This window comes from uncultured Aliivibrio sp., from assembly GCF_946479765.1.
Taxonomy (GTDB): Bacteria; Pseudomonadota; Gammaproteobacteria; order Enterobacterales; family Vibrionaceae; genus Aliivibrio.
In genome coordinates, this window is record NZ_CAMLHO010000007.1 from 63,919 (window position 1) to 89,825 (window position 25,907).

Genomic DNA, 25,907 nt, shown 5'->3' on the forward strand with positions numbered 1-25,907 from the left:
CTTTAGATCATAAAAAAGGCTTCCTACATCATTGATGAGGAAGCCTTTTTATTTGGGGGTTTAGTTATAAGGTGTGATTACCACCAAGCTTCAACTTGGATACCAGCAACGTATTCACCGTCGCCTTTCTCTCCAAAGGTAGTACCTTCGTCATCAGTAATGTATGAGCCGTAAACACGGATTTCAGGACGAGCCCAGAAGCTATCTCCCATTGCCCATGCTTGTGCTACCGTTAATTTGCTACCTGCTTTATCTGTATCGTCAGCAAGTGTTTCAGTGAAGTAACCCGCTTCAAAAATAGTGCGCATTGTGTCGTTCCATTTGTACATAGGACGAACAACAACAGAAGCTAATGAGTGAGTTCCTTGGTCATAATCAGAACTTGCATATAGTGCCTGATGACCCATTTCCCACGATTGACCAACGTTCACTACACCCCAGTTAATTAAGCGGTAACCTGTTACATCATTATTATCGCCAGAACGGTCGAAGTATCCACCAGCCCCTAGCGCAGCCATTTGAGCACCGTAAGAGCTAGTACCAAATTGAACTACTGTTTGGTTAAAGCCATTGCTTAAACCTTGTTGTAATATTGCAGACAGCAAAACACCATCATCGGCTTTTAGGTCTTGATCATCACCAGCGGTTGCAAAGTTATATGCGGCAGCCACTTCTAAAGAAGCGTCAGACCAAAGGTTAATATTCGCTAAGCGCATATCAAGAATATAGGCATTTACTTCTTCTGATTCTTTTCCTACAACACCCCATGTCGGCTTGTCGCTTGGATTTGTGCCTGGTTTCCAATCATATTTATCAGTTGCACTATCTTGTGAACCATTATCTTGCATTAATGCAATCGAGAATTTTTGGTCACCTACAGAGATATTTTCAATACCGCCACCAGTACCTGATGTGTTTAGGAAATAGAAATCTGTGATGTGAACGTCTTTACGTTGATAGTAAGTTTTACCAGCCCAAAGCGTAGCCTCTTTATCAAACTCTAAAACGCCTTTCGCTTTTACTGCAAACTGAGCAACATTGAAATCGCCATCTTCCCAGCCATTAGAGCCATCAACGCCAGATGCAATCATTGACTCTAAACGCCACGTTTGTTCGCCAGTTTCTAGATCTTGTGCAAAACCAAACTCAGAGTAGTTGTCATTTTCATTGCCTAAACGACCGACTTTATTTTTTTCAAATGATAGATCACCATCACCGTTACCACTGATGCCTGTACCAGCACGCATGTAACCATTGAAATCAACAGCAGAAGCCGTTGGAGCAAGTAGAGCAGCAGAGATTGTTGCAGCAAGCAAAGTGTATTTATTCATTTTCATCTTAAATCCCTTTTCCTTTATGTAAGGATATTTTTGAAAAAATGCTTACTTAGCCAAGGCAGTGTAGGGGCAAATAAGCATTCAATTCAGTTTAATTAGTTAACGATAAATAGATTAAAAATAAATCGAGAGGTTGAACTCATCCTTCTTTTATAAAAGAGGGGGCGTAGGTCTAGGGATGAGAAAAATTTACGGCAGGTCTTCTGTTGATAACAGTCACATTTGGAGGGGTGATTGAATATATTTATGAGATAAAGCTCACGTGAGAAGATATTTCAAAATCGGAATTAATGTAAAAATGGAGAGGATAAAGAAAATAGGAAATAATCAGAAATGTGAGCTAACCAACAGTAGACTCTGTTGGTTAGAAAGTGTTCAATATTTACTCTTCATCAAATGCTTCGAATTCAATTCCCATAGCAGTCATTAAGGCCTTTGCTTCTGCAGGAATATCATCTGGGCGATCTTTACGTAGATCTTCATCTGTCGGTAAAGGTTGGCCTGTGTAAGCATGAAGAAATGCTTCACATAATAATTCGCTGTTCGTTGCGTGACGTAGGTTACTTACTTGGCGACGCGTACGTTCATCAGTAAGGATTTGTAGTACCTTTGTTGGAATAGAAACAGTAATTTTTTTTACTTGTTCGCTTTTTTTACCGTGTTCGGCATAAGGACTTAAATAGTCACCATTCCAATCAGCCATTGTTCACCTTCGTTCTGGATTATTGTTGTTTAAAATACTATAGGTTAATTCTAGCGATATTTACGGCTATAAGCAAAGATATATAGACGTCTAGAAGTATTGACGTCTCATTTTGTGATGGTAAAGTAGAAGAATATAACTTATGGACTAGATTATATCAGTCATCTGAAGCGGATGAGTAGAAAATTACTGCTTTATATCTTATTAAGATGATTGGTATCAGATAACTGCCTAGCAGTTCGGAAGGGAAATTATGAGCGAGAGAAAACCTGCAACTATAGCTGTTCGTACTGGCATCGAAACCGATTCACAACATAATGCGGTAGTGCCTCCCATCTATTTATCTACCAATTACAGCTTTCCAGAGTTTGGTGATGTACCAAAATACGATTATGCCCGCTCAGGTAACCCAACTCGAACTCAATTAGAAACCACCTTATCTGATTTAGAATGTGGTGCAGGAGCTGTTGTTACAAACTGCGGAACGGCGGCTCTTAATCTCATGGTGTCAGCGCTGCTTGGCTCTGATGATCTTATTGTTGCCCCTCATGATTGTTACGGCGGTACTTACCGTTTATTTAATACTCGCGCTAATAAAGGGGATTTTAAAACCCTTTTTGTCGATCAATCCAATACTGAAGCGCTTGATGCTGCGATAGCCAAAAAACCAAAACTTATCTTATTAGAAACCCCATCAAATCCACTGGTTCGAGTGGTGGATATTGCCGAAATCTGTCAGAAAGCAGCGAAAGTAGGTGCATTGGTTGCCGTTGATAATACGTTCCTGTCTCCATTGTTGCAGCAGCCATTAACCTTAGGGGCTGATTTTGTTTTGCATTCAACAACGAAATACATCAATGGTCATTCTGATGTTGTTGGTGGCGTATTGATTGCAAAAACTCAAGAGCATGCGGATGATTTTGCATGGTGGGGTAACTGCATTGGCGCAACAGGAACGGCATTTGATAGTTATTTAACATTACGTGGTATCCGTACACTTGGTGCGCGTATGCGTGTGCATGAAGAAAATGCTATTGAAGTATTAAAGTGCTTACAAGAAGAAGCGTTAGTGGGAACTATTTATCACCCAAGCTTACCTGATCACCCAGGCCATGAGATTGCAAAACGTCAACAAACAGGCTTTGGTGCAATGTTAAGTTTTGAATTAAATGGTTCATTAGAGCAATTGAAAGTATTTGTCAGAGAGTTGAAGTATTTTTCTCTAGCAGAATCTCTTGGTGGCGTAGAAAGCTTAATCGCACACCCGGGCACAATGACTCATAGAGCGATGTCGGATGAAGCGCAGGCAGAAGCCGGTTTAGTTCCTACACTGTTACGTATTTCGGTAGGATTAGAAGACAGCCGAGATTTAATTGCTGATCTCAAGCAAGCCTTCATAGTCGCAGCAGAGGTGAAGTAATGACGATATTAGTTTCACGCCAATTACATAAGTTTGGTGGTAGTAGTCTCGCTGACCCTGAATGCTATCGTCGTGTTGCTACTATTTTAAAAGAATATTCCAACGATCATGATTTGGTTGTTGTCTCTGCAGCGGGTAATACGACCAACCGAATTTTAGAGTGGTTCGATGGTTTATTAAAAGATGGACGTTTAGCTCATGAAATATTGGAATCTTTGCGTCAATATCAGCAAGGCTTGATCTCTGAGTTATTAACCCCTGAAAATGCAGAACCTTTACTTGAAACCTTGCATAAAGAGCTTATTGCGATTGGTCAATTACATGCGCCATTAACCGAAGCCCAACAGGCGGATGTACTTGGGCATGGTGAAGTGTGGTCGTCTCGATTATTGTCAGCGTATTTGAATCAAATTGAGTTAACAGCAGCAGCATTGGATTCTCGTTCTTTTTTACGAGCGGAGCGAGCGGCTCAACCCGAAGTTGACCGTTCATCATCTTGGGCATTATTTAAAGAACAGATCGCTCAGCATCCCCATGGCCGAATTGTAATTACGGGTTTTATGGCTCGTAATCAAAGTGGCGAGACAGTATTGCTTGGTCGTAATGGTTCTGATTATTCAGCTACTATGATCGGTGCTTTAGCTGAAGTCTCTCGTGTCACGATTTGGAGTGATGTTGCCGGGGTATTTAGTGCTGATCCTCGCAAAGTGGAAGATGCCTGTTTATTACCGTTGCTTCGTTTAGATGAGGCGAGCGAATTGGCTCGCTTAGCTGCGCCCGTTTTACACAGTCGAACGTTACAACCAGTAGCTCAAAGTGCTTTAGATTTAAGTTTACGTTGTAGTTATCAGCCAGAGTCGGGTTCAACCCGTATTGAGCGTGTATTAGCGTCGGGTCGTGGTGCTAAAATTGTCACTTCTTTAGATGATGTTTATTTGATCCAACTAGGATTTGGCCGTGGACAGGATTTTGAACGAGCAAAACAAGAAGTCCTTTCTTTACTGACTCGCTCTCAATTACAACCGTTAGCGCTCGAAGCTCAGGATGATCAATTTACACTTGTATTGGCCTACATATCAGAAGTGGTGAATGAAGCCTTGGAAATATTACAAAATGCTGCCGTTCACGCTGAAATTAAATTAAAAGAAGGCTACTCGATGGTTGCCGCAGTGGGTGCTGGTGTCGGCAGTAATGCAATTCACAGTCACGGCTTTTATCATCAGTTAAAAAATTGCCCATTGGAGTTTGTGTGTGAGTCAGAGTCAGGACTGAGCTTGGTAGCAATACTACGTAAAGTTGACACAACTCCGATTATTAAGGGGATTCATACCCATTTATTTCAAGCCCAAAAGCGCGTTGCTCTAGTGTTGTGTGGTCACGGTAATATTGGTTCACAATGGTTAGCTCTATTTACAGAGCAGAAGCGCAATCTTGAGAAGCGTCATGGTATGCAATTTTCATTAATTGGTGTGGTTGACCGCCATCGTCATTGGTTAGATTTTGATGGCTTGGACAGTGCATCTATTGTTGAACAATTTGAAGTCGAAGCTACGCCCTATGAGCATTTTGATTGGATAGAAAAAATAGGGGCGATTCAAGGATACGATGATGTGGTCGTATTAGATGTAACGGCAAGTCCTGAATTATCACAGCAATACACCATGATTGCAGAGCAAGGGATGCATCTGATCTCAGCAAATAAAGTAGCAGGATCTGCACCAAGCCATGAGTATCAAGCGGTGATTGATGCGTTTGCGAAAACGGGTCGTTATTGGTTATATAATGCAACCGTTGGTGCAGGGCTTCCAATTAATCATACAGTGAGAGATTTACGTGAAAGTGGAGATGACATCGTCGCACTATCTGGGATTTTTTCAGGTACGTTATCTTGGTTGTTTCAACAATATAATGGGGACGTACCTTTTACTGAATTGGTTGATTTAGCGTGGCAACAAGGATTAACTGAACCAGATCCTAGAAATGATCTTGATGGCTCTGATGTGATGAGAAAACTGGTTATCTTAGCGCGTGAAGCAGGTTTGAAGATTGAGCCGACTCAAGTCAAAGTTGAATCATTAGTTCCACCTGAATTAAAAGAAGTAAGCCTAGATGATTTTTTAGTAAAAGGTGACTTAATTAATTCTGAGTTACTAGAGCGTTTAGATAACGCAAAAAAAGAGCAGAAAGTATTACGTTACGTTGCTCGATTAAATAAAGATGGCAGTGCAACTGTAGGTATCGAAGCTTTGTCTGAGCATCATGCTTTAGCTAATTTATTACCTTGTGACAATATATTTGCAATAGAGAGTAAATGGTATAAAGATAACCCTTTAGTGATTCGAGGGCCTGGCGCAGGCAGAGAGGTAACGGCAGGGGCTATTCAATCTGATTTGAATCGAATATCTGCGCTTTTTTAACATATTAATATTTGATATATATTTAACCATGCCTAATCGCGTGGCTTTTTTCATTCAATGTAGGAAAAAACGCATTTAATTCTACTTTAGATTATTTTATGTTTTTAATTAAGCTTTTGAATATTAAGATTATTAATATATATACATTAAATTAATGATAAATTAAAAATAAAATAATTTAGATGCTATGGATTTTGTAAATGTATTCAGTAATGATGATTTTGTCGGCTAACATATATACGTTCAATATCTCGATATAATAATAAAAATATGTAGCCGCTTACTTGTTATTAATTAGAATAAACTGCCGATTGAGAGAGCCATAATGAATATGTCAGAATCCAACCCTATGCCTGCACCTGTTGCAAGTTCAGAGCAAATACTACGAAGCGTCGATCTAAACCTATTAACTGTGTTTGATGCCGTAATGCAAGAGCAGAATATAACACGAGCCGCTCAAAATTTAGGTATGTCGCAACCTGCGGTAAGTAACGCCGTTTCTCGTTTAAAAGTGATGTTTAATGATGAATTATTTATTCGTCATGGCAGAGGTATTCAGCCAACTCAGCGAGCTCGCCAATTATTTGCTCCGATGCGACAAGCTCTGCAACTGGTTAAAAATGAATTGCCTAGTTCAACATTTTCTCCAGAAACATCAGCAAGGCAGTTTAAATTATCGATTTGTAGCCCATCTGATATGCGGTTTGCTCCGCGTATTATGAGAGATGTTCAGCAAAGAGCGCCTTATATTAGTCTGAAATTATCTGGTGAATATGAATCTGATATCGCACAAAAATTACGTTATCAAGAAGTTGATTTTGTTATTGATTACGTGCGTTTTGATGAGCCTGGATACATGAGTACAGAGCTGTTTACTGATGAGTTGGTTGTTGTTGCAGCCGTGGATCATCCACGCATTAAAGGCAATATTACTAAAGATCAATTAGCCGCTGAAAAACATGCTGTTCCAGCTCGCATTGAAAATACGAAAGGTTTTGCCGATCATCTTTATATGGATTCGCTCTACGAACAAGCTTATAAAGGCGCGAGTATCAGCAATGTTCTGTATGTTGTTTCTCAATCAGAGTTAATTACGGTGGCACCAAAATGGTTGGTGAGCTCAATGCCAAATCGTGAGCAGTTAATCGTACTGCCATTACCAATTGAATCAAAAGGGATCAGTGGCTATTTAAGTTGGCATGACTCGTATCAAAAAGACAAAGGTCATATTTGGATGCGTGATCAATTAATGCTTATTTGTGGTGAAGAAGTCGTTGCTTCAAGTAAAAGTATGATGTTTTAACGCTGAAATACTCTAGAATTAGAAGAATAAAAGGCAGCATCATTGATGTTGCCTTTTTTGTAGGACTTCATCCGATATAAATGAAATGTATATTATTAATAATGAACTTGTTAATACAGCTCATTAGAAATGAGTTTCGCACAACATTCCTTACATTTTATACAGAGAAAGTATTGCCTTTTTTAGCACCACTTGTACACTTTGTTTAGATTATAGCTTACAAGTGTAAGCCTAAAGGTGATAAGAGATGACTATTCAAAACCTACATATTGTAAAAGAGATCCGCCAGCACATTGCAACTCGTGCAAATGACACTGCGTTACGTGAACGTAAATGTGGCGCTTGGAGTGATACTCAGTGCTCAGCATGGAGTGATATCACTTGGGGTGAATTTGGCCAGCAAATGGATACTCTATCTTTGGCACTATTAGCTCATGGATTGAAAATACAAGAGAAAGTAGGGATCTTCGCCAATAATATGCCTCGCTGGACGGTTGCTGATTTCGCCACGATGCAATTGCGTTCAGTGCCAGTGCCTATTTATCCAACGAACACACCAACACAAGCGGCTTATGTTATTAATGACGCGAATATCCGCATATTATTTGTGGGTGAACAAGCGCAGTATAATGCGGCTGTTGTGATTTTTGAACAATGCCCACAATTGACCCATATTGTGGCGTTAAGTGATGACATTGATTTAAATGAGCATGAAGCAGGTGTTTCGTGGAATGACTTCGTTTCAGCAGCAAATGACTCTCATCAAGAAGAGTTAACTCATCGTCTTGATACGGCTGAAATGGATGATTTACTGACGTTAATCTATACCTCTGGTACAACAGGAGAACCAAAAGGGGTTATGTTAGATTACACTAACATTGGTTCTCAGTTAGCCGGACATAACATGAACTTAGCGTTAACAGAAAAAGACGTATCGTTATGTTTTTTACCTCTCTCGCATGTATTTGAGCGTGCCTGGACTTTTTATGTATTGTACAAAGGTGCGGTAAACTGTTATTTGCCAAATACAAACCTAATTAAAGAAGCGCTAACAGAAGTGAAACCGACGGTAATGTGTGCGGTTCCTCGTTTCTATGAGAAAATATTTTCAACAGTTCATGAAAAAGTATCCCGTGCACCAGCTCATCGTAAAGTGATGTTTACTTGGGCAGTCAACATGGGCGCCAAAATGTCGGTTTGTAAACAAGAAGGTCGTGAACCATCTTGGGCTCTTAAGCAAGCTTACAAGGTCGCAGATAAATTAGTGTTATCTAAATTGCGTATGATTTTAGGTGGAAATATTAATTTTATGCCGTGTGGTGGTGCTAAATTAGATGTCACTATTGGTCGTTTTTTCCATGCCCTTGGTGTTAATGTTAAGTTGGGTTATGGCATGACTGAAACAACGGCGACCATTTCATGCTGGGAAGATGGTAAATTTCATCCCGACTCGATTGGTACATTAATGCCTGGTGCCGAAGTTAAAATTGGTGAAAAGAATGAAATCCTAGTTCGTGGCCCTATGGTCATGAAAGGGTATTATAATAAACCAGAAGAAACAGCATTGAACTTTACAGAAGATGGTTTTTTAAAAACCGGTGATGCTGGTGAGTTTGATGCTGCTGGTAACTTATACATTACCGATCGTATTAAAGAGCTAATGAAAACTTCTGGTGGTAAATACATTGCACCACAAGTGATTGAAGGCGCGATTGGTAAAGATCATTTTATTGAGCAGATTGCTGTTATTGCCGATACTCGAAAATTTGTATCTGCTCTTATTGTTCCTTGTTATGACGCTCTAGAAGAGTATGCGAAAGAATTAAACATTGCTTATCATGATCGTATGGAGCTGGTTAAGAACAGTGAGATAGTTGAGATGCTTGAGAAGCGTGTTGCTAATCTACAAAAAGAGTTAGCTCGTTTTGAGCAAGTTAAAAAGTTCACCTTATTATCTAAAGAATTCTCGATGGATAAAGGGGAGTTAACCCCGACTCAAAAACTACGTCGTAAAGTGATCAATGAACGTTATCAAGACGAGATTGAAGAGATGTATGACGAGAAAAAAGATCAGAAAGGTAAAAAAGATAAGTCATAGTGCGCTTTTATCTTTTTAAATAATCAGAGAAACCAGCCTTTAGCGGCTGGTTTTTTTATGCTGAAAAATCGAGATCTCTATCTCCTCACCTTTTGTTAAATTAGGATCTTTATTTTCAAAACAGAATATATCTGTGATTTCAATAAAACAGCCCTAGACCAAAGTGCTAATAAAAGGTTAAAGTTGTTTCGTGATATTGGTTTTTTTGTTGTAAACAACCAATAACTACATAGGATTTTAATCTAATTAATATCGGTTTAGGCTAAAAATAAGCCCTAACTATGTAAAACCATTAACTGACGATAATTCATGTCGTGCTATTTAAAGGTTTTAATGTCTGGAGATAAATATGGAAATGTTATCTGGCGCAGAGATGATCGTACAATCTCTGATTGATGAAGGTGTTGGGCATATATTTGGATACCCTGGTGGTTCCGTGCTAGACATTTATGATGCACTGCATATGAAAACTGATGATATTCAGCATGTGCTAGTAAGGCATGAACAAGCCGCAACACACATGGCTGATGGATTTGCTCGAGCAACAGGTAAACCGGGTGTGGTTCTTGTTTGTTCAGGTCCTGGAGCAACAAATACAATTACTGGAATAGCAACCGCCTATATGGATTCTATCCCGATGATTGTGCTTTCTGGAAACGTACCAAACAGCATGATTGGCACTGATGCCTTTCAAGAGTGTGACATGGTAGGCGTTTCTCGCCCGATAGTTAAACATAGCTTTTTAGTTAGAAAAGCCGAAGACATTCCTGAAATTATAAAAAAAGCATTTTATATCGCATCTACAGGCCGCCCTGGCCCTGTTGTTATTGATATCCCTAAAGATGTCATGAGTCCTGCATTTAAATTCCCCTATCAGTATCCTACGTCGATTTCATTACGATCTTATAATCCAACGACAACAGGGCATAAAGGTCAGATTAAAAAAGGCCTTAAAACGCTTTTAGCTGCGAAAAAACCAGTGCTGTATATTGGCGGCGGAGCGGTTATCTCAGCAGCAGAGCAACATGTTATTAAATTAGCTGAATTACTTAACTTACCTGTCGTTAGTACGCTTATGGGGTTAGGTGCTTTTCCGGGTACTCATAAAAATGCACTAGGTATGCTGGGTATGCATGGCACATACGAAGCAAATATGGCAATGCATAATGCGGATCTTATTTTTGGTGTTGGTGTGCGTTTTGATGATCGTACAACCAACAATTTAGATAAGTATTGTCCAGACGCTACCATTATGCATATCGATATTGATCCTTCTTCAATCTCTAAAAACGTACGAGTTGATGTACCTATTGTTGGGTCTGCAGAAGTGGTTTTGGAATCGATGTTAAAACTACTTGCGGAACAAGATGGAAGCAATGATGAAGCCGCGTTAGAGCAATGGTGGAAAGAAATTTCAGTGTGGCAAGATCGTAAATGCCTATCTTATGAAACGTCGCCAGATAAGATTAAACCTCAACAGGTTATTGAAGCATTATACCGTTTAACTAATGGTGATGCGTATGTCGCATCTGATGTTGGTCAACACCAAATGTTTGCTGCCTTGTATTACCCATTTAATAAACCACGTCGTTGGATTAATTCTGGTGGCCTTGGCACGATGGGATTTGGTTTACCTGCTGCGCTTGGTGTGAAATTTACTCACCCCGATGAAGTAGTTGTGTGTGTGACTGGTGACGGCAGTATTCAGATGAACATTCAAGAGTTATCTACGGCATTACAATATGATATCCCTGTAAAAATAATCAACCTGAATAACCGTTTCTTAGGGATGGTTAAACAGTGGCAGGATATTATCTATCAAGGACGTCATTCAAATTCATACATGAGTTCAGTGCCAGACTTTGCTGCGATTGCAGAAGCGTATGGCCATGTTGGTATTCGGATTAATCATCCAGATGATCTAGAGTCTGGGTTAGAAAAAGCATTATCACTAAAAGATAGATTGGTGTTTGTTGATATTAATGTTGATGAAACAGAGCATGTTTATCCTATGCAGATCAAAGGTGAAGCAATGGATAAAATGTGGTTAAGCAAAACGGAGAGAACCTAATGAGACATATTATTTCACTATTAATAGAAAATGAATCGGGTTCTTTATCACGAGTTGTAGGACTATTTTCTCAACGTGGCTACAACATTGAGTCATTAACAGTCTCGCCGACAGAGGACCTAACCCTTTCGCGGTTAAACATAACCACAGCCAGCGATGCAATGGAACTTGAGCAGATCCAAAAGCAGCTACATAAGCTCATTGATGTTATCAAAGTTCAAGAAGTCACAGAAAGTGAGCATGTGGAGCGTGAATTACTACTTGTTAAAGTTAAAGCCAGTGGATTTGCAAGAGCGGAAGTTAAACGTACCGCAGATATTTTTCGTGGACAGATAGTAGATGTAACAAGCTCTTTATATACTATTCAGTTAGCAGGTACGTCTGAAAAACTAGATGCATTTATAACTGCCATGTCTGAAGTTACAGAGGTTGTTGAAGTCGCTCGAAGTGGTGTAGTGGGGATTGCCCGAGGAGATAAGTCACTTAGAATTTAGCCTAAAAATAATGAACTGGAATTAGACTAAAGTCTAACTCGGTCTATACTTATGCATATTGATAAATAAGTCTGTAGCAGGATGCGATTGCTTAGGTAGGGAATATCTAGTGGACTAAGTATGTGTGAGGTCTTTATGTTGACTGACTTTTTAGTAAGGCTCACTGTAGGAAGTTTAGCTATTCTAGGATTTAAATTAAGTGCTATTTATTTCTTATTGATGGTATTGCTGATAGGAACTCATAATAAAGAGTTTTTTGGTTGGTGATTAATATCAATGGCTTACTTAAATAAATTGATATTAGCTTGGCTAATATCATTGAACATATAGTAATAAAAAAAGAGGGCCTAAGCCCTCTTTTTATTTAGCATGTGGTACGGAACTATAAATTTTACTAAATTATAGTACGTGTACAGATGCTGTGTTTGTTGTGCCTGATGGTACTAGAGCACCAGAAACCATAACAACGATATCGCCTTTAGCACCAATACCAGATTCAAGAGCTAACTCTTTACCACGTAGGTAGAATGCGTCAGTACTGTCGATAGCATCAACAACCATTGGTGTAATACCTTTAGAAAGACAAAGTTGAGCAGCTGTCTTAGTATTAGTCGTTACGGCAATGATTCTTGCTGTTGGGAAGTATTTACGGATAGAACGAGCTGATTTACCCGCTTCTGTAGCAACTACGATTACAGGTGCGCTTAGTTTCTCTGCTGTATCAACAGCGCCTTTACATACCGCTTCAGTGATACGTAGGCGTGGGCTGTCTAGACGAGAGCTAAGTTCTGCTTTTAGTACTGCATCTGTACGAGCACAGATTGTAGCCATGATAGTCACAGCTTCGATAGGGTATTTACCTTTCGCAGACTCACCAGAAAGCATTACTGCATCGGTACCATCAAGGATTGCGTTAGCTACGTCGCCCGCTTCTGCGCGAGTTGGACGTGGGTTTTTGATCATAGAATCAAGCATTTGAGTTGCAGTGATTACAACCTTACGTGCGCGATTACATTTCTCGATCATCATCTTCTGTGCAAAGATTACTTCTTCAACAGGGATTTCAACACCAAGATCACCACGAGCAACCATGATACCGTCAGAAGCTTCTAGGATTGAATCGAAGTTATCTACACCTTCTTGGTTTTCAATCTTAGAGATGATTTGGATGTGCTCGCCGCCGTTAGCAACAAGTAGAGCACGGATTTCTTTAACATCTTCTTCTTTACGAATAAAAGATGCAGCAACGAAATCAACGCCTTGCTCACAACCAAATTTAAGGTCAGCTTTATCTTTTTCAGAAAGAGCTGGAAGCTTAACTGAAACGCCAGGAAGGTTAACGCCTTTGTTTTCGCCTAGGTCACCGTTGTTAAGAACTTTACATTTAACTTCAGTTTCAGTAGTCGAAACTACTTCCATTTCAATTAGACCATCATCAACAAGGATAGTGTTACCAGCAACAAGGTCTTTTGCAAAACCTAGGTAAGTAACAGCAACAACGTCTTTATTACCAACAACTGAAATGTCAGTTGTAAATGTGAAGTCTTGACCAGCTACTAGAGCAACGTCATCGCCGTTTTCTAGTTTGATAGTACGGATTTCAGGACCTTTAGTATCAAGCAGGATAGCAAGTTGCTTGCCTGTGTTCTTCATTACTTGACGAAGATTATCGATACGGTTGCCGTGCTCTTGGAAATTGCCGTGTGAGAAGTTAAGGCGCATTACGTTCATGCCAGCATTTGCTAATTCAGTTAGTTTTTCTACTGATTCAGTTTTCGGGCCAATCGTACAAACGATTTTGGTCTTTTTCATGTGAGAAATCTCTCCAGATGAGTATATTTAAAATGATAAACGCAGTAATGCTCAGTCTAATGGTATGAAATGTTGAAAATTTACAACAAAATTATCCTTCATAACCGTTATGACTAAGCATATATATTCAATAATTACCTGTAGTTTAGACCGAAAAGAGTAATGGATTATTGATTCAGGTAAATAATTTGCACTTTAATCACAATATTAAAAACAAATTTACATTACTCAACATCGTTTCAGTCTGATCTTGTTTGTAAGTTTCTATCGATTTTGGTGCAAATTCTAACAGTAAAACTGATGAAGATCACTTTCTTGTTACGCAGATTTTTGCTAAATATTTATTTTGCAAGTCAAAATAAAAAAGGCACTTAATGTGCCTTTATATTATTGATTTTCAATTGGTTGATATGCTTTAAGTTTTTGCATTCCTTTAGCTAATTTTACAAACCAAGTACCAATAGCAAGTAATGAGATGACTGCGCCAATAACAGGAATTGCGGAGTATATTTTATCAAGAATAGAACTGTGTACCCAATACTCTAAGCCAGCAACCATACCACTCATTGTTGCAGCAGTAACAGCAAGAACAACAAAGAAAGTAAGGAAAAGAAAGAAGCTTTTAATGATGGCGTAGTAGTGACTATTGACGACATCGTCGTTAGTCCCTTTATTCATTTGGTATCCCGCATAAATAATTGCCACAATGCCTGAAACCATTAGTGTTATTGGTGTTAATAGGCTAGCGATATAAGCAAACCAGATGCCTTTATTTGTTTTATTTGACATGGTAGTTATCCAATTATGAAGTTGTAACACAAGTATATACCTATTTTTTATATGGGAATATACTTGTGACGGATAAGCGTAGAATGCACAAATTAAGGCTTTAACATGCGCTTTAAAATTTTACCGGTAGCAGTCATTGGTAATGCTTCAACGATATCAAGATGTTTTGGGCACTTATAATCAGCTAAGTGCTCTCTACTCCATTTTATTAACTCTTTTTCAGAAACAGAATGTTCCTCTTTCAAGATAATAAAGGCTTTTACTTCTTCTCCAAAGCGAGGGTGATCAACGCCAATCACTGCGACTAAATGAACCGAAGGGTGCTTCATATAAACTTCTTCAACTTCACGTGGATAAACATTATAACCACCGCTAATGATTAGCTCCTTTAAGCGGTCAACGACATAGATATACCCTTCGTCATCAAAACGTACAATATCACCTGTGTGTAGCCACCCATTAATAATGGTTTTTGCCGTCTCTTGTGGTTTTTTGTAATAGCCTTTCATTACGTTATGGCCGCGAATAACCAGCTCACCTTCTTGTCCTATTGGTAATTCATGACCATTTTTATCGACCACCTTCATGGTAACTCCCGGTAAAGGTTGTCCAATACTTCCGGGTTTTCTTTCAAATTCTAAATGGTTAAATGCGGCAACAGGAGATGATTCTGATAAACCGTAACCTTCGATGACTGGAACTTGTAGCTTTTCTTCAAATTGCTTAAGAACCTCAACGGGCATGGAAGCACCGCCAGAGATGGCAACTTTAAGCGTTTGCGCTATCTCTTTTAGGTATTCGCCAGGGTGTTTTTCTGCATAAGCAAGTAAACCAATGAACATGGTAGGTACACCAGCTAAGTGTGTCACTTTATGCTCATGGACTTGCTGAAGAACGGTCTTAGGTACAAAGCGCGCAATAAGAACTAATGCGCTGCCAGCTAGAATAGAGGTGTTCATGATCAATGATTGACCGAAAGTATGGAATAACGGAAGTATCGCAATACTTACATCAGTGCCTTTCTGATTGGTCAATGATTGACAGGCTTGTGCGTTACATAGCATGTTACTTTGGCTTAGCTCAGCCCCTTTTGCTGCACCAGTAGTGCCTGATGTGTAGAGGATGACGCAGCTGTCTTCTGCGGTGCGATAGACGCTATCAAAGAGTTCTCTGCCAGTATGTAGCCACTGATTAAAAGAATGAGCAACAGTGGATTTTTGTGATTCAGTGGTTTCAATTAAAATGAAGTGCTCACAAAAATCGGCTTTCTCATAACCTTCGTAACCAAACTTACCAATAGGCATAGCCTCAGAGCCTTGATATGAAATAAGAGCAACGGCATCAGAATCTTTCAAATGGTAAGCGACTTCATCGCCTTTTAGCATCACGTTAAGCGGAACAACAACAGCTCCTATTTTCTGTATTGCATAATAAGCAATAACAAACTCGGGCGTATTAGGGCATGACAAGGCAATTTTTTCATCAGGTTTGATATTAAGTTGAGTTAAATGATCAGCAATGGCGTTCACTTTCTTATTTAATTCAAAATAGGTGATTTTTTGATCTTGGAAGATAAGTGCAATGTTATTTGGACGAAAAGTGGCGTTGCGCTCAAGATTAGTGGCTAAATTATACATAGATAACCTTTATTATTAATTGTTGTTATATCGATAAACGTCTAGATAACGTTAGTGTATATCAAGGAGGGGTGAAATCGAGGTTAAAAAAGGGATTTTGGTCAAATTATTATGAATAAGAGCAGTAGGTTGGATTTTTAAGGATCACTGCTCTTTATAATGTTATTTAAGAGAGCTTTATGGAATAAGAAGATAGATTTTCGTATTTGTGACCTTGCTATAGTGCGATTGGTTCTTTTATAGAGTAATTGGCTATTTTTAAAGAGAGGGAAGATTAGAGATAATTATACGATAAGAAAGAGATCTCAAGGAAGGGAACATGAGTAAACAGGGAATATTAAGTATTATTATTGCGCTGATTGTTGTTGCAACATTTACTGCGGGATTAATGAGGTCGACAATCGAATTGTTGATATTTTTACTCTTAGTTGGTTATCTTTTAATTATTAAGAGAAAGCAGAAAGAGTAAGTAGAAAGCAAAAAGGCAGATAAGTAAAAATACTTATCTGCCTTTTCTAATTTGGTGGCCCCTCCCAGATTTGAACTGGGGACCGAACGATTATGAGTCCGAAAAGATTCATTTTCATAGACGTTCATTGTTATGCAAAATTAATTATAATCAATGAGTTATTTTTATTTTGCATTTCATTGCGTTTCATAAAATGTTACTCAAATTCCCTCTTGTCTGACCCATTATCTGACCAGAAATAAGTGTTTCTTGATTCAGATGATATTTTGTCAACATGGTTTCTGGCTAGTATCTCATTATGTCTTTTTCAAATTGACGGTACTTTTGCTGAAAACAACAAGGGAAATTTAACGATGTTAACAGCAACCCAAATTCAATCCGCTGTAAATAAGTCTTCATCTTACTATCTATGGGATCAATCTGGTCAAAGAGGAACTGGAAGGCTAGGTGTGAAAGTTTTGCCTTCGGGTAAAAAGCAATTTGTTTTTCGTTATTATCAACAAAGAAAAGAGAGGTTCATCTCTCTGGGTTTATTTAGATCTCGCACTAATGGCATGACTTTAGTTGAAGCAAGAGAAAAAATGCAGGAATTTTCTGCCTTATTAATGCAGGGTAAAGATCCTAAAAAACATATCGAGCAACTAGCGATTGAAGAGAAAAAGATTGAAGATGAGCATAATGAGAAGGGGACATTAAAAGAGCTTTTTCATAGTTATACTGAGCGGATGAAAATTGATGGAAAACGTACTTATAAAGCGGTATTAGTTAGCTTAGAAAAAGAGTTTTATCCGTATATATCACCAGACACAAAAGCTTGTGATGTAACAACAAATCAAATCAAATTTGTGATCAGTAAAATTATTCAGCGTGGTGGTGAGACGGTAAGTAACCGTGTTCGCAGCTATATTATGGCAGCATTTAATCATGGTATGAAGTTTGATAATGATCCTCGATATTTTTCATTACATTCGACATTTGATATTAAATTTAATCCTGTGAATCCTATTCCCAGGCAAAAAAATGCTGAGCGAGTAGGCGAACGCTTTTTAGATTGGGATGAATTAAAGAGATTTCTGATTGATTTAAATAGTGATTATGGTTCTTTTAATATGGGGAAAGATTTTCGCAATTTAGCTCAACTATGTATTTATCTCGGAGGGCAGCGTCCCTATGAAATCATTACGCTGTCATGGTCGAATGTAAACTGGAAAGAGAGGTTCATTATTATTGAACGAGGATTATCAAAAAATAATCGTGAGCATTCCGTACCTCTAAATGAATTGGCATATCAAGCTTTACTTAATCAATATGAGTTAAGTGGCGATGGTAAATATATGTTTCCAAATCCTAATGATGCAACTCGTCATGCACTTACCAGCTCATTTGGTCGCTCAATAACTCGTTATCGTGAAGAAAAACAGATGGCACATTTTTCGCCAAGAGACTTGAGACGCACATGTAAAACATTAATGGGAGCCTGTCGGATCGATAAGCAAACACGAGACAGGTTACAAAACCATGCGTTACAAGATGTAAGTTCTAAGCACTATGACAGATATGATTACTTTGATGAGAAACTGGAAGCGCTCATTATTTGGAATGACAAACTAAAGGATTTGATCGATTACAAACCGCCATCACTTGCGCTAGTACCGTCATTGTCACTAGGGAAGGTAACTCTAACATTAGCGAAGTAACATTGTTGATTGAAAGCCCTACTGGGAGTATACAGTAAAAACCATGTCAATTCGCGTGTGAGTGATAGCCATTTAGTGGCAAGGTTTTATCTGGATGATATAAGCGTACACACTATGTATCAATGGTGTGTATGCTTTTTTATCCCTGAAGGCTTAGCAAGGCGATGGCATCACTGCGTGAAACCATTACCCTGCCAAAAGGGTCTTTAAGGGAAATGATGGTAAAGTAAAATAAAATAATAAAGCCACTCCCGACGCTCGCGCAGTTCACTACTCGCTAGGCATTTATGATTTTCCTTGACCATCGGTATCACACTCGTAGAAGACCCTCAGTAACTCGCTTTTGGACAAAAGCGACTTAGAAAATCGTAGCTTTCTATTGAATTTTCATTTATTCAAACCATACCAAGTGCGTTTTTTCGCAAATAAGGAGCAAGAGCTAAGGGGGATAGTATAGAATCTCCTGAAAATATAGAGAAAGCGAGGAACTGCATGGACAATTTTCAAGACCTTATTGAGCACAGTACCGTCGATGACCTGAAATTTCGCATCAAGTCATTACCATTTTCTTGTGCTATTCCTAGTCGTAAAGCAGAAATTGCAAGCACACTGTTGAATGTGTTGATGAACCTAGACAATCTACAGTCAATTTGGAACCACCTCTCAGAGGTTCAGAAGCTTGCTTTGCAAGAGGCCGTTCACAACCAAGTAGGTTATATGGACGGTTTCGTTTTCTGGTCAAAATATCAAAAAGAGCCACCTAGCAGAGAAGATTGGTCTTTGTATAGAATTCAAGATAAAGCGAACACTGACAAAGCGTTAGCTCCGTTCTTCTATCCTGATTGCCGTTACGGTTCTTCAGTTAGAATTCCCAATGATCTATTAGCTTTTTTGAAGCCTCATGTACCACTGCCGCCACATTTTTCTTTACCGACGGCAATTGTCGATGGTGAAGAGGCTGAAACGCTAGAGACACCACAATACACGGAAGCAGAGCTTAATATTCTGATTAACACCATTAAGGATAAGAAGTTAAAAGTCAGCCCGAAAACAGGGCAACCTTCTAAAGCATTGCTCAATCAACTGTGCAACCGACTCAATGAACCGTATCAAAATGCATCATCACTTGATGATGAATCAGCGAATAGCATAAAGGCTTTTGGTTGGATTCAAATCCTTAGAGCCGCGTTATGGATCAAAGAGATAAATGGCGAATTGCAAATCAACCTGAAAAAAGCTTCTCTTCATCAACGACATTGTGATGTCATTAAGCAACTTTTCTGGGACTGGAAAGATCGAAGCAAATTTGATGAGTTTTCACGTATCAATCAGATAAAAGGGCAAAAAGGAAAAGGTCAGAAATATTTTACAAATGTTTTGAGCCGCAGGAACGCTTGTATAGAAACGCTTCGAGCTTGTCCACCTGAGCAATGGGTCTCTTTTGATGACTATCTGAGATTAATGGCTGTTGAAAGGCAATTTTTTAATGTTACGTCGGAACCCTATAGTTTGTATATTGGTGATTCCACGTATGGTCGCATTCATGACGATATTTTTCTTACTAATGTTTACACTCGCTGCCTAATGATGGAGTATTTCGCTACTCTAGGGATCGTAGATATTGCTTACGTAACGCCTGATAACGCTCAAGACAATTACTATGACCGTTGGGGGCAATATGATCTAGATTATTTGTCCGTTTATGATGGATTAAAGCATATCAGGCTCACAAAGCTCGGAGCCTATGTGCTTGGTGTTATTGATACTTACACCGATGTATCAGATTCAACAAAAACATCGATCGTATTGTTGCCGAAAAATCGTGTGCAGTTTATGCAGTTACCCGCTACCAGTGAGCGAGTATTTCTTACTAATTATGCTGATGAAGTTAACGATCAAGTTTGGCAACTATGTACAAGTAAACTACTTTCACACATCGAAAATGGCGGTGATCTAGAAGAAATACAATCTTTCCTCTCAGAAAGAGATGAACAACCTTATTTTCCAACTCAAATTGAGCACCTCTTCAAAACGTTGGAAAACAATAAGAATGCAGTACGATTAGAGGGGCGGTTTTTACTTTTGAAATGCGACACCGAGTCGATCGCAAAGAACATAGCGTCAGCACCAAAAATACAGAAATGGTGCCAACGCGTAGGCAAAGATCAGTTGATTATCCCAGAGGGCAAAGAGTCGTTGTTTAGACAACTAGTACATGAACTCGCCTATGCGATGCCTATACAGTCATAGCTTTCTGTAGTGGCTAACAAGCGTTAGGCTAATGATTGTTAGCTTATGACATTAGAATTTTACTAGCCTACATAGTTAATCATCATCTGAAAATAGTTCTTCGATTTCATCCCAATGAGGCAGTTGATGTGTTTTTCTACGACTTCAAACTGTAAGTTAACGGCATTTAACAATCTTTCAAATATATCGAATGAACCTGTAAAACGACCATTTTCGATTTCTGAAATAGTCGTTTTATTAATTCTTGTCAGTTTTGATACTTGTACTTGTGTCAATCCGATATCATTACGTGTTTGCTTAATTCTTAGCTATAATTCATTCGCATTCTAGTTAGCTATATAGTTAACATTCTAGATTATGATGGACTTATTAGTATATGGCTAACAATAAAGCGGAAGCATTTGAAGTAGAAAGAGCTATGGGTAAAGCTCACCCTACAACGTTTTTGGACAGAAACGTTTTAGCCTGATGGATGAAACTAACAAAAATAGGATTGTCATCGCAAATTCTAGCAGCATTATTGATTTTAGAGGCTATGGAAAAGTAGTTTTTGATGGTTATCTTTGGATTTAACCTAATGAACACTTATTCATTAGGTTGGCTTCGCTTGAATTCAGCAAATGCTCTAGTGTGAATCAGAACATCTTCAATGCCTTGTTCGTCATTTAACAAGTCAGCCAAAGAGCATTTGTGCTCAGGTAAGCCCTTAACCTTATAGTGTGGGTCCGTAAGAAGATAGTCTTTCCAAGCTTTAGGTACTGAACCTAACACTTCCTTATCTGATAACAGAGTTAATATTTCTTCTACCTTAACTGGATACTTAAACCATGATATGGGTTTAAGTGCTGGTCCTCGTCTATTCGCTACATAAGGAGGGAGTTGGGATAAAATCAATTCAGCTTCTTGAATAGATCCTATTGTCCAATCTGCCATATTCACCAATTCACCATTAGGTCTACGGGTGGGATGATTTTCAACAATCGGCGCAATGTACCCAATCTTAACTTTACGATCTGATATATCATTGAAAGCTCTTATTTTTTCTAAAGCTGGCAAAATATCGGTATCGTTAGTTACAAACACAATTTGCTCAAGATTAGGATCGAGTAGGGCATCAAAAACAGCTTCAACAGCAACATTGACATCACTTTTCTTCTCTTCAAGCTTCCAAACTTTAACTCGACTAGAGTCCTTAGGTAATATCTCTTTACCATTTTTATCCAACTCATAAGCTGGATATGTCACTGGATTACACTGATACTTCCCTGGAATCGTTTTGATCTTCGAACCACAAACAAGTTTCAAAGCTTTATTGTAAGAACGTTGATCGTTGATAGAGTTTGGATCAGAAGCCACATTAGGTAGGATTTCTGCGGTGAAAAACTTTATAGGTTCAATCTCATGTAAAGTAAAATTGTTGCCATGAGAACGAGGTAAAACATACTTTTCAAGTAACTCATGAATATTGAGCCATTTAAAGTGTGTTCCTTTCAGACAGTTGTAGTAAAAGCTATAGCCATCAATATAAACTCTGGTTTTCATTATTGTTTTTCTTAGCTGTAGAAATGAAAAAACCACTCTAAAAAGAGTGGCAATTTCTCCCAATATCTGGGGTCAAGCCACGCGAGATAATGGGTAGGTATTAAAATCATGATAGTTCTAATGAGTTAAAAAATCAAGTAATATTGATTTTTTAACTCAAAGGAAAAAGATGAATGGTCAGCCCTTGCATAGTGCAAAAAAGGTTATGACTCCAATCTATTGATTAAAGGTAATACTCACGATCTATAATTGTACCAATAACCTTATCGTGCATCTCTCTCCCCAAAAGCATGGGCAATAACTCGTTTATATCTTGGCTTAGAGCCAACGTTGGTTTTTCTTATTTCCAACAAATGGCCGTTGCTCATCAACTTCGCATATCAATTCAATATTAGCGACATCAAAATCGCTGAAATCCAGCCGTGCCAGTACCATGTTTACGAACAGGAGCCGTTTGATTACAGAATAGGCAATTAACTTTAATTGTATCCGATCTTAGCATGGAATCAACTGGTTGGCATCATGCCTCCCCTAAAATACCAGCCTATTAGGCATAAACCACTTTCTTGTTCTTGGCATCAGAGAAAACATCGATGTGAAATTAGCAGTAAGGTACAGAAGTAAGCAAGACGCGATTTAGTTCTAGATCAGAGATAGGCATCATACTTTAGAAACAACGATGAACATAACGTGCAATATAGATCTTATTATTTGATTTAAAAGTAATTTATCTGAAACTGAAAGAGTGTCGCTCTTTAATTTCATGACCGATCATAAACGAATATGTCACTTGATGAGCTGCACTACCAATCTATTAGTTATAAACCACGTCTTCTTTTGCCGAGTTTGGCACATCACCTGCCAGGTTTGGCACATCGTCTGCCAGGTCTGGCACATCGTCTGCCAGGTTTGGCACATCGTCTGCCAGGTCTGGCACATCGTCTGCCAGGTTTGGCACATCGTCTGCCAAGTTTGGCACATCGTCTGCCAAGTTTGGCATATCAACTCTTCAATTAGATCTGTTCTAATAAATTAGGAAAAATCCCCATACGTGATCCGTTGAATTGCATCGAGAACTTTGGTTTTACCTTGTTCAGAATCTAAGACTTCTAATGGACTTAACCCATTGAATATCACTTTTTGTGTTGTGATCCATTCTTCAGACATCTGTTCATCAGCAAAGAGTTCTAGTAGTTTTTCTCTAACCTCTTTATCTATATGTGCAATCTTCATTATTGTCACCTATTGTTATTTAAAAATATCTTTTTAGTCCAAAAAGTTCTATATATCGATCCGTTTGATAAATATCGGTCTTTTTATAATGGATTGATTCTAATGAATTTATATCATTTACAGTCATGTTTTTCTTCGTTAGTGTTCGCAAAAGCAACGATAAGAAGACATGCAATGGCGTATATAAAATTACCGATCAGCTTACGACGATTAAGATCCCCATACAATGTAGACCTGTTTATAAATCATGGTGAAGTCAAAGTAGAAGGTCAAACCGTTCTATTTGGAGGCTATCATGAAAATGATTCATATTTTTTTTAGTGTACTGAACTTTACCTACAGTAATGTCGATCGAAAGAAACTTCAGAAGTCACTTAGCCATTCTTTACGATTATCTAGTGAGCAAGATAAAAGCTCACAATGGTATGAAGAGCTGGCTCAATCGAACATTTTAACACGGCATGGAAATACAGTAGTTTTAAATAGCTTAGATCAAAATGAGAGATCAGAACTCTTAGATAATCTTCTTCCTGATCCAAAAGTTGCGAAGCGAGAGGTGAAGTTAAGGCAAAGAGCTGAGTCTAAGCGTAAATTAAAAAATGCAATTGCATCTGAAAGGAAAAATGGAAATCACGAGGCTGCTGATTTATTTCAAAACTGGTTAAATTTTCCTGATGATCAAGCTATTCCTCCTAGCTATTGGCATCGTGTAGTGGCAAGACCGCCTGTAATGTGGGGAAAGAAACAAAGAATGAGGATGCTGGCGGAGTATCATGATTTACACAATATGCTATGTGGTGTAGAGCCAAGAACTAATCAAAGCTATCTTCAAGAAGTTGTTTTTACTATTCCAAAGCGATGGGAAATTGACACAAGTATTATGCCATTGCAGGTGTACATTGATGCTGTTAGTTCCTTTTATCTACATTATTTTCCTGATTATGAAATAAAGTTAGGTCTTGGGCATCATGATGAAAGACGGCAGCATGTATCGACGGGAGCGCACTGTCATTTATATATATCGACGTTAAATCAATGGACTCAAAAGCGTGATTTATTGAAACAACAATACAATGAAGTCGTTAAATTTCAGCGCTCGTTTGGTCCTGTACATTACATAAGTGCATTGCCGATAGAAGAAAAAGAAAAAGGTCGAAAATATAAGAGTGCTCTTTTTGAGTTTGATCGAATGTTTTATGCGTTTATTAATAATTATTATCTGAATACATTGGGACTAAATGCAGAATTTAGCCCAGAGGTAGAGCGTCGTTCACAACAGCGTAAGTTAATGAATATTCAAGCGAGTCTTCCAAAATCTCAGCGTAGTTTTAATTTAGAAAGCATGGTGAGGGAAGAGTTAGAAAAGGAACGAGCTGAATTAGATAAGGTGCAGATCCAACTGTCTACGACAGAAAAGCAATTAGCCCAAGCTCAAGATAGATTGATTATGGCAGAAATCGAATATGGTGAGGAATTGGTGCAATTTGAAGTATTAAAGATGCAGCATCAGAAAAAATCATCTCAGATGGCGATTCAACTAGCAGAACAACATCTAGAACTAAAACGAGTATCAGACACCATAAATGCGCTGAAGGCACAGCTAACGATTGTAACGAAGCAAGTCAAAAAGGTAATCGTGGATGTTATTGAGTATGGTTTCTTTTCACTATTAGCGAAAGCTAACAAAAGACCAAAGTTAGTTGAGAAATACATGAATATGTTTTTGGTGTCTATGAATGAAAGCTTGCCCGAATTTTTACAGCCATTATCCATATCGGTGGAAAAATTATTGGAAAGTAATATGGCAGAAAAAACCATTAAGAAAGAACTACCAGGGAATGAGATAAAATAGCCCATATCAATGTCTATTATAACCATACTTAAAATAGACATAGCGAGCTTCACATATCAAACATTAAAAGACAGTATAAAATAGACAGTGATTAATGGACGGTTTAAATTAGACAAACTGACATTTATAGGACATAAGAACATGATAAGAGCTTATCTAAGAGCCTCAACAAGCGATCAGGATTCATCTCGCGCAAAAAATGAGTTACGAGAGTTTGTAAAAGTAAGAAATCTTCAGATTGCTTCTTTCTATCAAGAGAATATCTCAGGTACAACAACAGAGCGTCCAAAGCTTGATCAGTTAATTGAAGACTCAGAAGATGGTGATGTTCTGTTAATCGAAAAAATGGATCGGTTAACCCGCTTACCATTTCAAACTTGGGAAACATTAAAGAGTAGGATAAAAGCGAAAGGGTTATCCATTGTTGTTGTTGACCAATCAATGACGCATCAAACACTTGTAGATTCAGACGAATCAGTCTCGGCAATTCAACAAGCGTTAACTAACTTTATGCTTGATCTGGGAGCGGCAATGGCTCGTGATGATTATGAAACTCGACAGAAGCGAGCACAGCAAGGAATAGCAAAAGCAAAAAAAGAAGGTCGGTATAAGGGCCGCCCAATAAATGTAGAAACAGCTCAAAAGTGTAGAGCAGTGAAGTTATTAGTGGCAGACGGTGAAACGATCTCGGCAGCTTGTAAATCTCAAGATGTTGGAAGGGCGACCTATTATAAATACCTACAAGATAAAAGTTACTAATTATAAAAGTAAGGTTAGTTAGTT

The 25,907-nt window shown here is 38.4% G+C and carries 20 protein-coding genes and 1 pseudogene; 11 read left to right on the top strand and 10 right to left on the bottom strand.

Annotated features, from left to right (window positions below; genetic code table 11):
* Positions 1-77: 77 nt before the first annotated feature.
* Together lamB and metJ are read right to left on the bottom strand one after the other, a co-directional pair.
* Complete coding sequence (lamB, locus tag Q1K78_RS04880; RefSeq protein ID WP_300175048.1) at positions 78-1,331, bottom strand: maltoporin LamB; 1,254 nt, start codon at positions 1,329-1,331, stop codon at positions 78-80.
* A gap of 388 nt (positions 1,332-1,719) precedes the next feature.
* Complete coding sequence (gene metJ, locus Q1K78_RS04885) at positions 1,720-2,040, bottom strand: met regulon transcriptional regulator MetJ (protein ID WP_005421050.1); 321 nt, start codon at positions 2,038-2,040, stop codon at positions 1,720-1,722.
* Between the two features lie 253 nt (positions 2,041-2,293).
* Between metJ and Q1K78_RS04890 the strand changes: the two genes are divergently transcribed.
* From Q1K78_RS04890 to ilvN, 6 genes are all read left to right on the top strand, one after another.
* Positions 2,294-3,460: an O-succinylhomoserine (thiol)-lyase gene (locus Q1K78_RS04890; protein ID WP_300175010.1), complete on the top strand. Its 1,167-nt coding sequence runs from the start codon at positions 2,294-2,296 to the stop codon at positions 3,458-3,460.
* Complete coding sequence (locus Q1K78_RS04895; RefSeq protein WP_300175012.1) at positions 3,460-5,877, top strand: bifunctional aspartate kinase/homoserine dehydrogenase II; 2,418 nt, start codon at positions 3,460-3,462, stop codon at positions 5,875-5,877. Before Q1K78_RS04890 ends, Q1K78_RS04895 begins: the two co-directional genes overlap by 1 nt.
* Before the next feature lie 325 nt (positions 5,878-6,202).
* The gene (leuO, locus tag Q1K78_RS04900) at positions 6,203-7,180 is read left to right on the top strand and encodes a transcriptional regulator LeuO (RefSeq protein WP_300175014.1); all 978 of its coding nucleotides are present in this window, start codon (positions 6,203-6,205) and stop codon (positions 7,178-7,180) included.
* A gap of 247 nt (positions 7,181-7,427) precedes the next feature.
* The gene (locus Q1K78_RS04905) at positions 7,428-9,278 is read left to right on the top strand and encodes a long-chain fatty acid--CoA ligase (protein ID WP_300175016.1); all 1,851 of its coding nucleotides are present in this window, start codon (positions 7,428-7,430) and stop codon (positions 9,276-9,278) included.
* Between the two features lie 349 nt (positions 9,279-9,627).
* Positions 9,628-11,349 carry an acetolactate synthase 3 large subunit gene (locus Q1K78_RS04910; RefSeq protein ID WP_300175018.1) on the top strand — a complete coding sequence of 574 codons (1,722 nt, stop codon included), beginning with the start codon at positions 9,628-9,630 and terminating at the stop codon, positions 11,347-11,349.
* A complete protein-coding gene (ilvN, locus tag Q1K78_RS04915) occupies positions 11,349-11,843 on the top strand; it encodes an acetolactate synthase small subunit (protein WP_300175020.1) in 495 nt (164 codons plus the stop codon). The genes Q1K78_RS04910 and ilvN overlap by 1 nt, the downstream gene beginning before the upstream one ends.
* A gap of 399 nt (positions 11,844-12,242) precedes the next feature.
* On the opposite strand, the gene pykF is transcribed toward ilvN, so the two are convergent.
* The 3 genes from pykF to Q1K78_RS04930 form a co-directional block, all read right to left on the bottom strand.
* Positions 12,243-13,655, bottom strand: a complete 1,413-nt coding sequence (gene pykF / locus Q1K78_RS04920) for a pyruvate kinase PykF (RefSeq protein ID WP_300175022.1) — start codon at positions 13,653-13,655, stop codon at positions 12,243-12,245.
* 387 nt (positions 13,656-14,042) lie between these two features.
* Positions 14,043-14,444 (bottom strand): hypothetical protein, encoded by a 402-nt coding sequence (locus Q1K78_RS04925; RefSeq protein ID WP_300175024.1) that lies wholly within the window; start codon positions 14,442-14,444, stop codon positions 14,043-14,045.
* A gap of 92 nt (positions 14,445-14,536) precedes the next feature.
* On the bottom strand, positions 14,537-16,081 hold the full coding sequence (locus Q1K78_RS04930) for a long-chain fatty acid--CoA ligase (protein WP_300175026.1): 1,545 nt from the start codon (positions 16,079-16,081) through the stop codon (positions 14,537-14,539).
* A gap of 319 nt (positions 16,082-16,400) precedes the next feature.
* Between Q1K78_RS04930 and Q1K78_RS04935 the strand changes: the two genes are divergently transcribed.
* From Q1K78_RS04935 to Q1K78_RS04945, 3 genes are all read left to right on the top strand, one after another.
* On the top strand, positions 16,401-16,550 hold the full coding sequence (locus Q1K78_RS04935; RefSeq protein WP_300175028.1) for a hypothetical protein: 150 nt from the start codon (positions 16,401-16,403) through the stop codon (positions 16,548-16,550).
* Between the two features lie 353 nt (positions 16,551-16,903).
* Positions 16,904-18,247 carry a site-specific integrase gene (locus tag Q1K78_RS04940; RefSeq protein ID WP_300175030.1) on the top strand — a complete coding sequence of 448 codons (1,344 nt, stop codon included), beginning with the start codon at positions 16,904-16,906 and terminating at the stop codon, positions 18,245-18,247.
* Between the two features lie 492 nt (positions 18,248-18,739).
* A complete protein-coding gene (locus Q1K78_RS04945) occupies positions 18,740-20,497 on the top strand; it encodes a hypothetical protein (RefSeq protein WP_300175032.1) in 1,758 nt (585 codons plus the stop codon).
* Positions 20,498-20,559: 62 nt separating this feature from the next.
* Here Q1K78_RS04945 and Q1K78_RS04950 read toward each other — a convergent pair whose 3' ends face one another.
* The 5 genes and pseudogenes from Q1K78_RS04950 to Q1K78_RS04970 form a co-directional block, all read right to left on the bottom strand.
* Complete coding sequence (locus Q1K78_RS04950) at positions 20,560-20,772, bottom strand: helix-turn-helix transcriptional regulator (protein WP_300175034.1); 213 nt, start codon at positions 20,770-20,772, stop codon at positions 20,560-20,562.
* A 310-nt stretch (positions 20,773-21,082) separates the two neighbouring features.
* Positions 21,083-22,039 carry an NYN domain-containing protein gene (locus Q1K78_RS04955; RefSeq protein WP_300175036.1) on the bottom strand — a complete coding sequence of 319 codons (957 nt, stop codon included), beginning with the start codon at positions 22,037-22,039 and terminating at the stop codon, positions 21,083-21,085.
* A 272-nt stretch (positions 22,040-22,311) separates the two neighbouring features.
* Positions 22,312-22,541: pseudogene (locus Q1K78_RS04960) on the bottom strand (IS1 family transposase); the annotation flags it as partial.
* Positions 22,542-22,853: 312 nt separating this feature from the next.
* The gene (locus Q1K78_RS04965) at positions 22,854-23,039 is read right to left on the bottom strand and encodes a hypothetical protein (protein ID WP_300175038.1); all 186 of its coding nucleotides are present in this window, start codon (positions 23,037-23,039) and stop codon (positions 22,854-22,856) included.
* 32 nt (positions 23,040-23,071) lie between these two features.
* On the bottom strand, positions 23,072-23,272 hold the full coding sequence (locus tag Q1K78_RS04970) for an MbcA/ParS/Xre antitoxin family protein (RefSeq protein WP_300175040.1): 201 nt from the start codon (positions 23,270-23,272) through the stop codon (positions 23,072-23,074).
* A gap of 295 nt (positions 23,273-23,567) precedes the next feature.
* On the opposite strand from Q1K78_RS04970, the gene Q1K78_RS04975 reads away from it, so the two are divergent.
* Both Q1K78_RS04975 and Q1K78_RS04980 read left to right on the top strand, forming a co-directional pair.
* On the top strand, positions 23,568-25,124 hold the full coding sequence (locus Q1K78_RS04975) for a hypothetical protein (protein WP_300175042.1): 1,557 nt from the start codon (positions 23,568-23,570) through the stop codon (positions 25,122-25,124).
* 141 nt (positions 25,125-25,265) lie between these two features.
* Positions 25,266-25,883: a recombinase family protein gene (locus tag Q1K78_RS04980; RefSeq protein ID WP_300175044.1), complete on the top strand. Its 618-nt coding sequence runs from the start codon at positions 25,266-25,268 to the stop codon at positions 25,881-25,883.
* Positions 25,884-25,907: the final 24 nt, after the last annotated feature.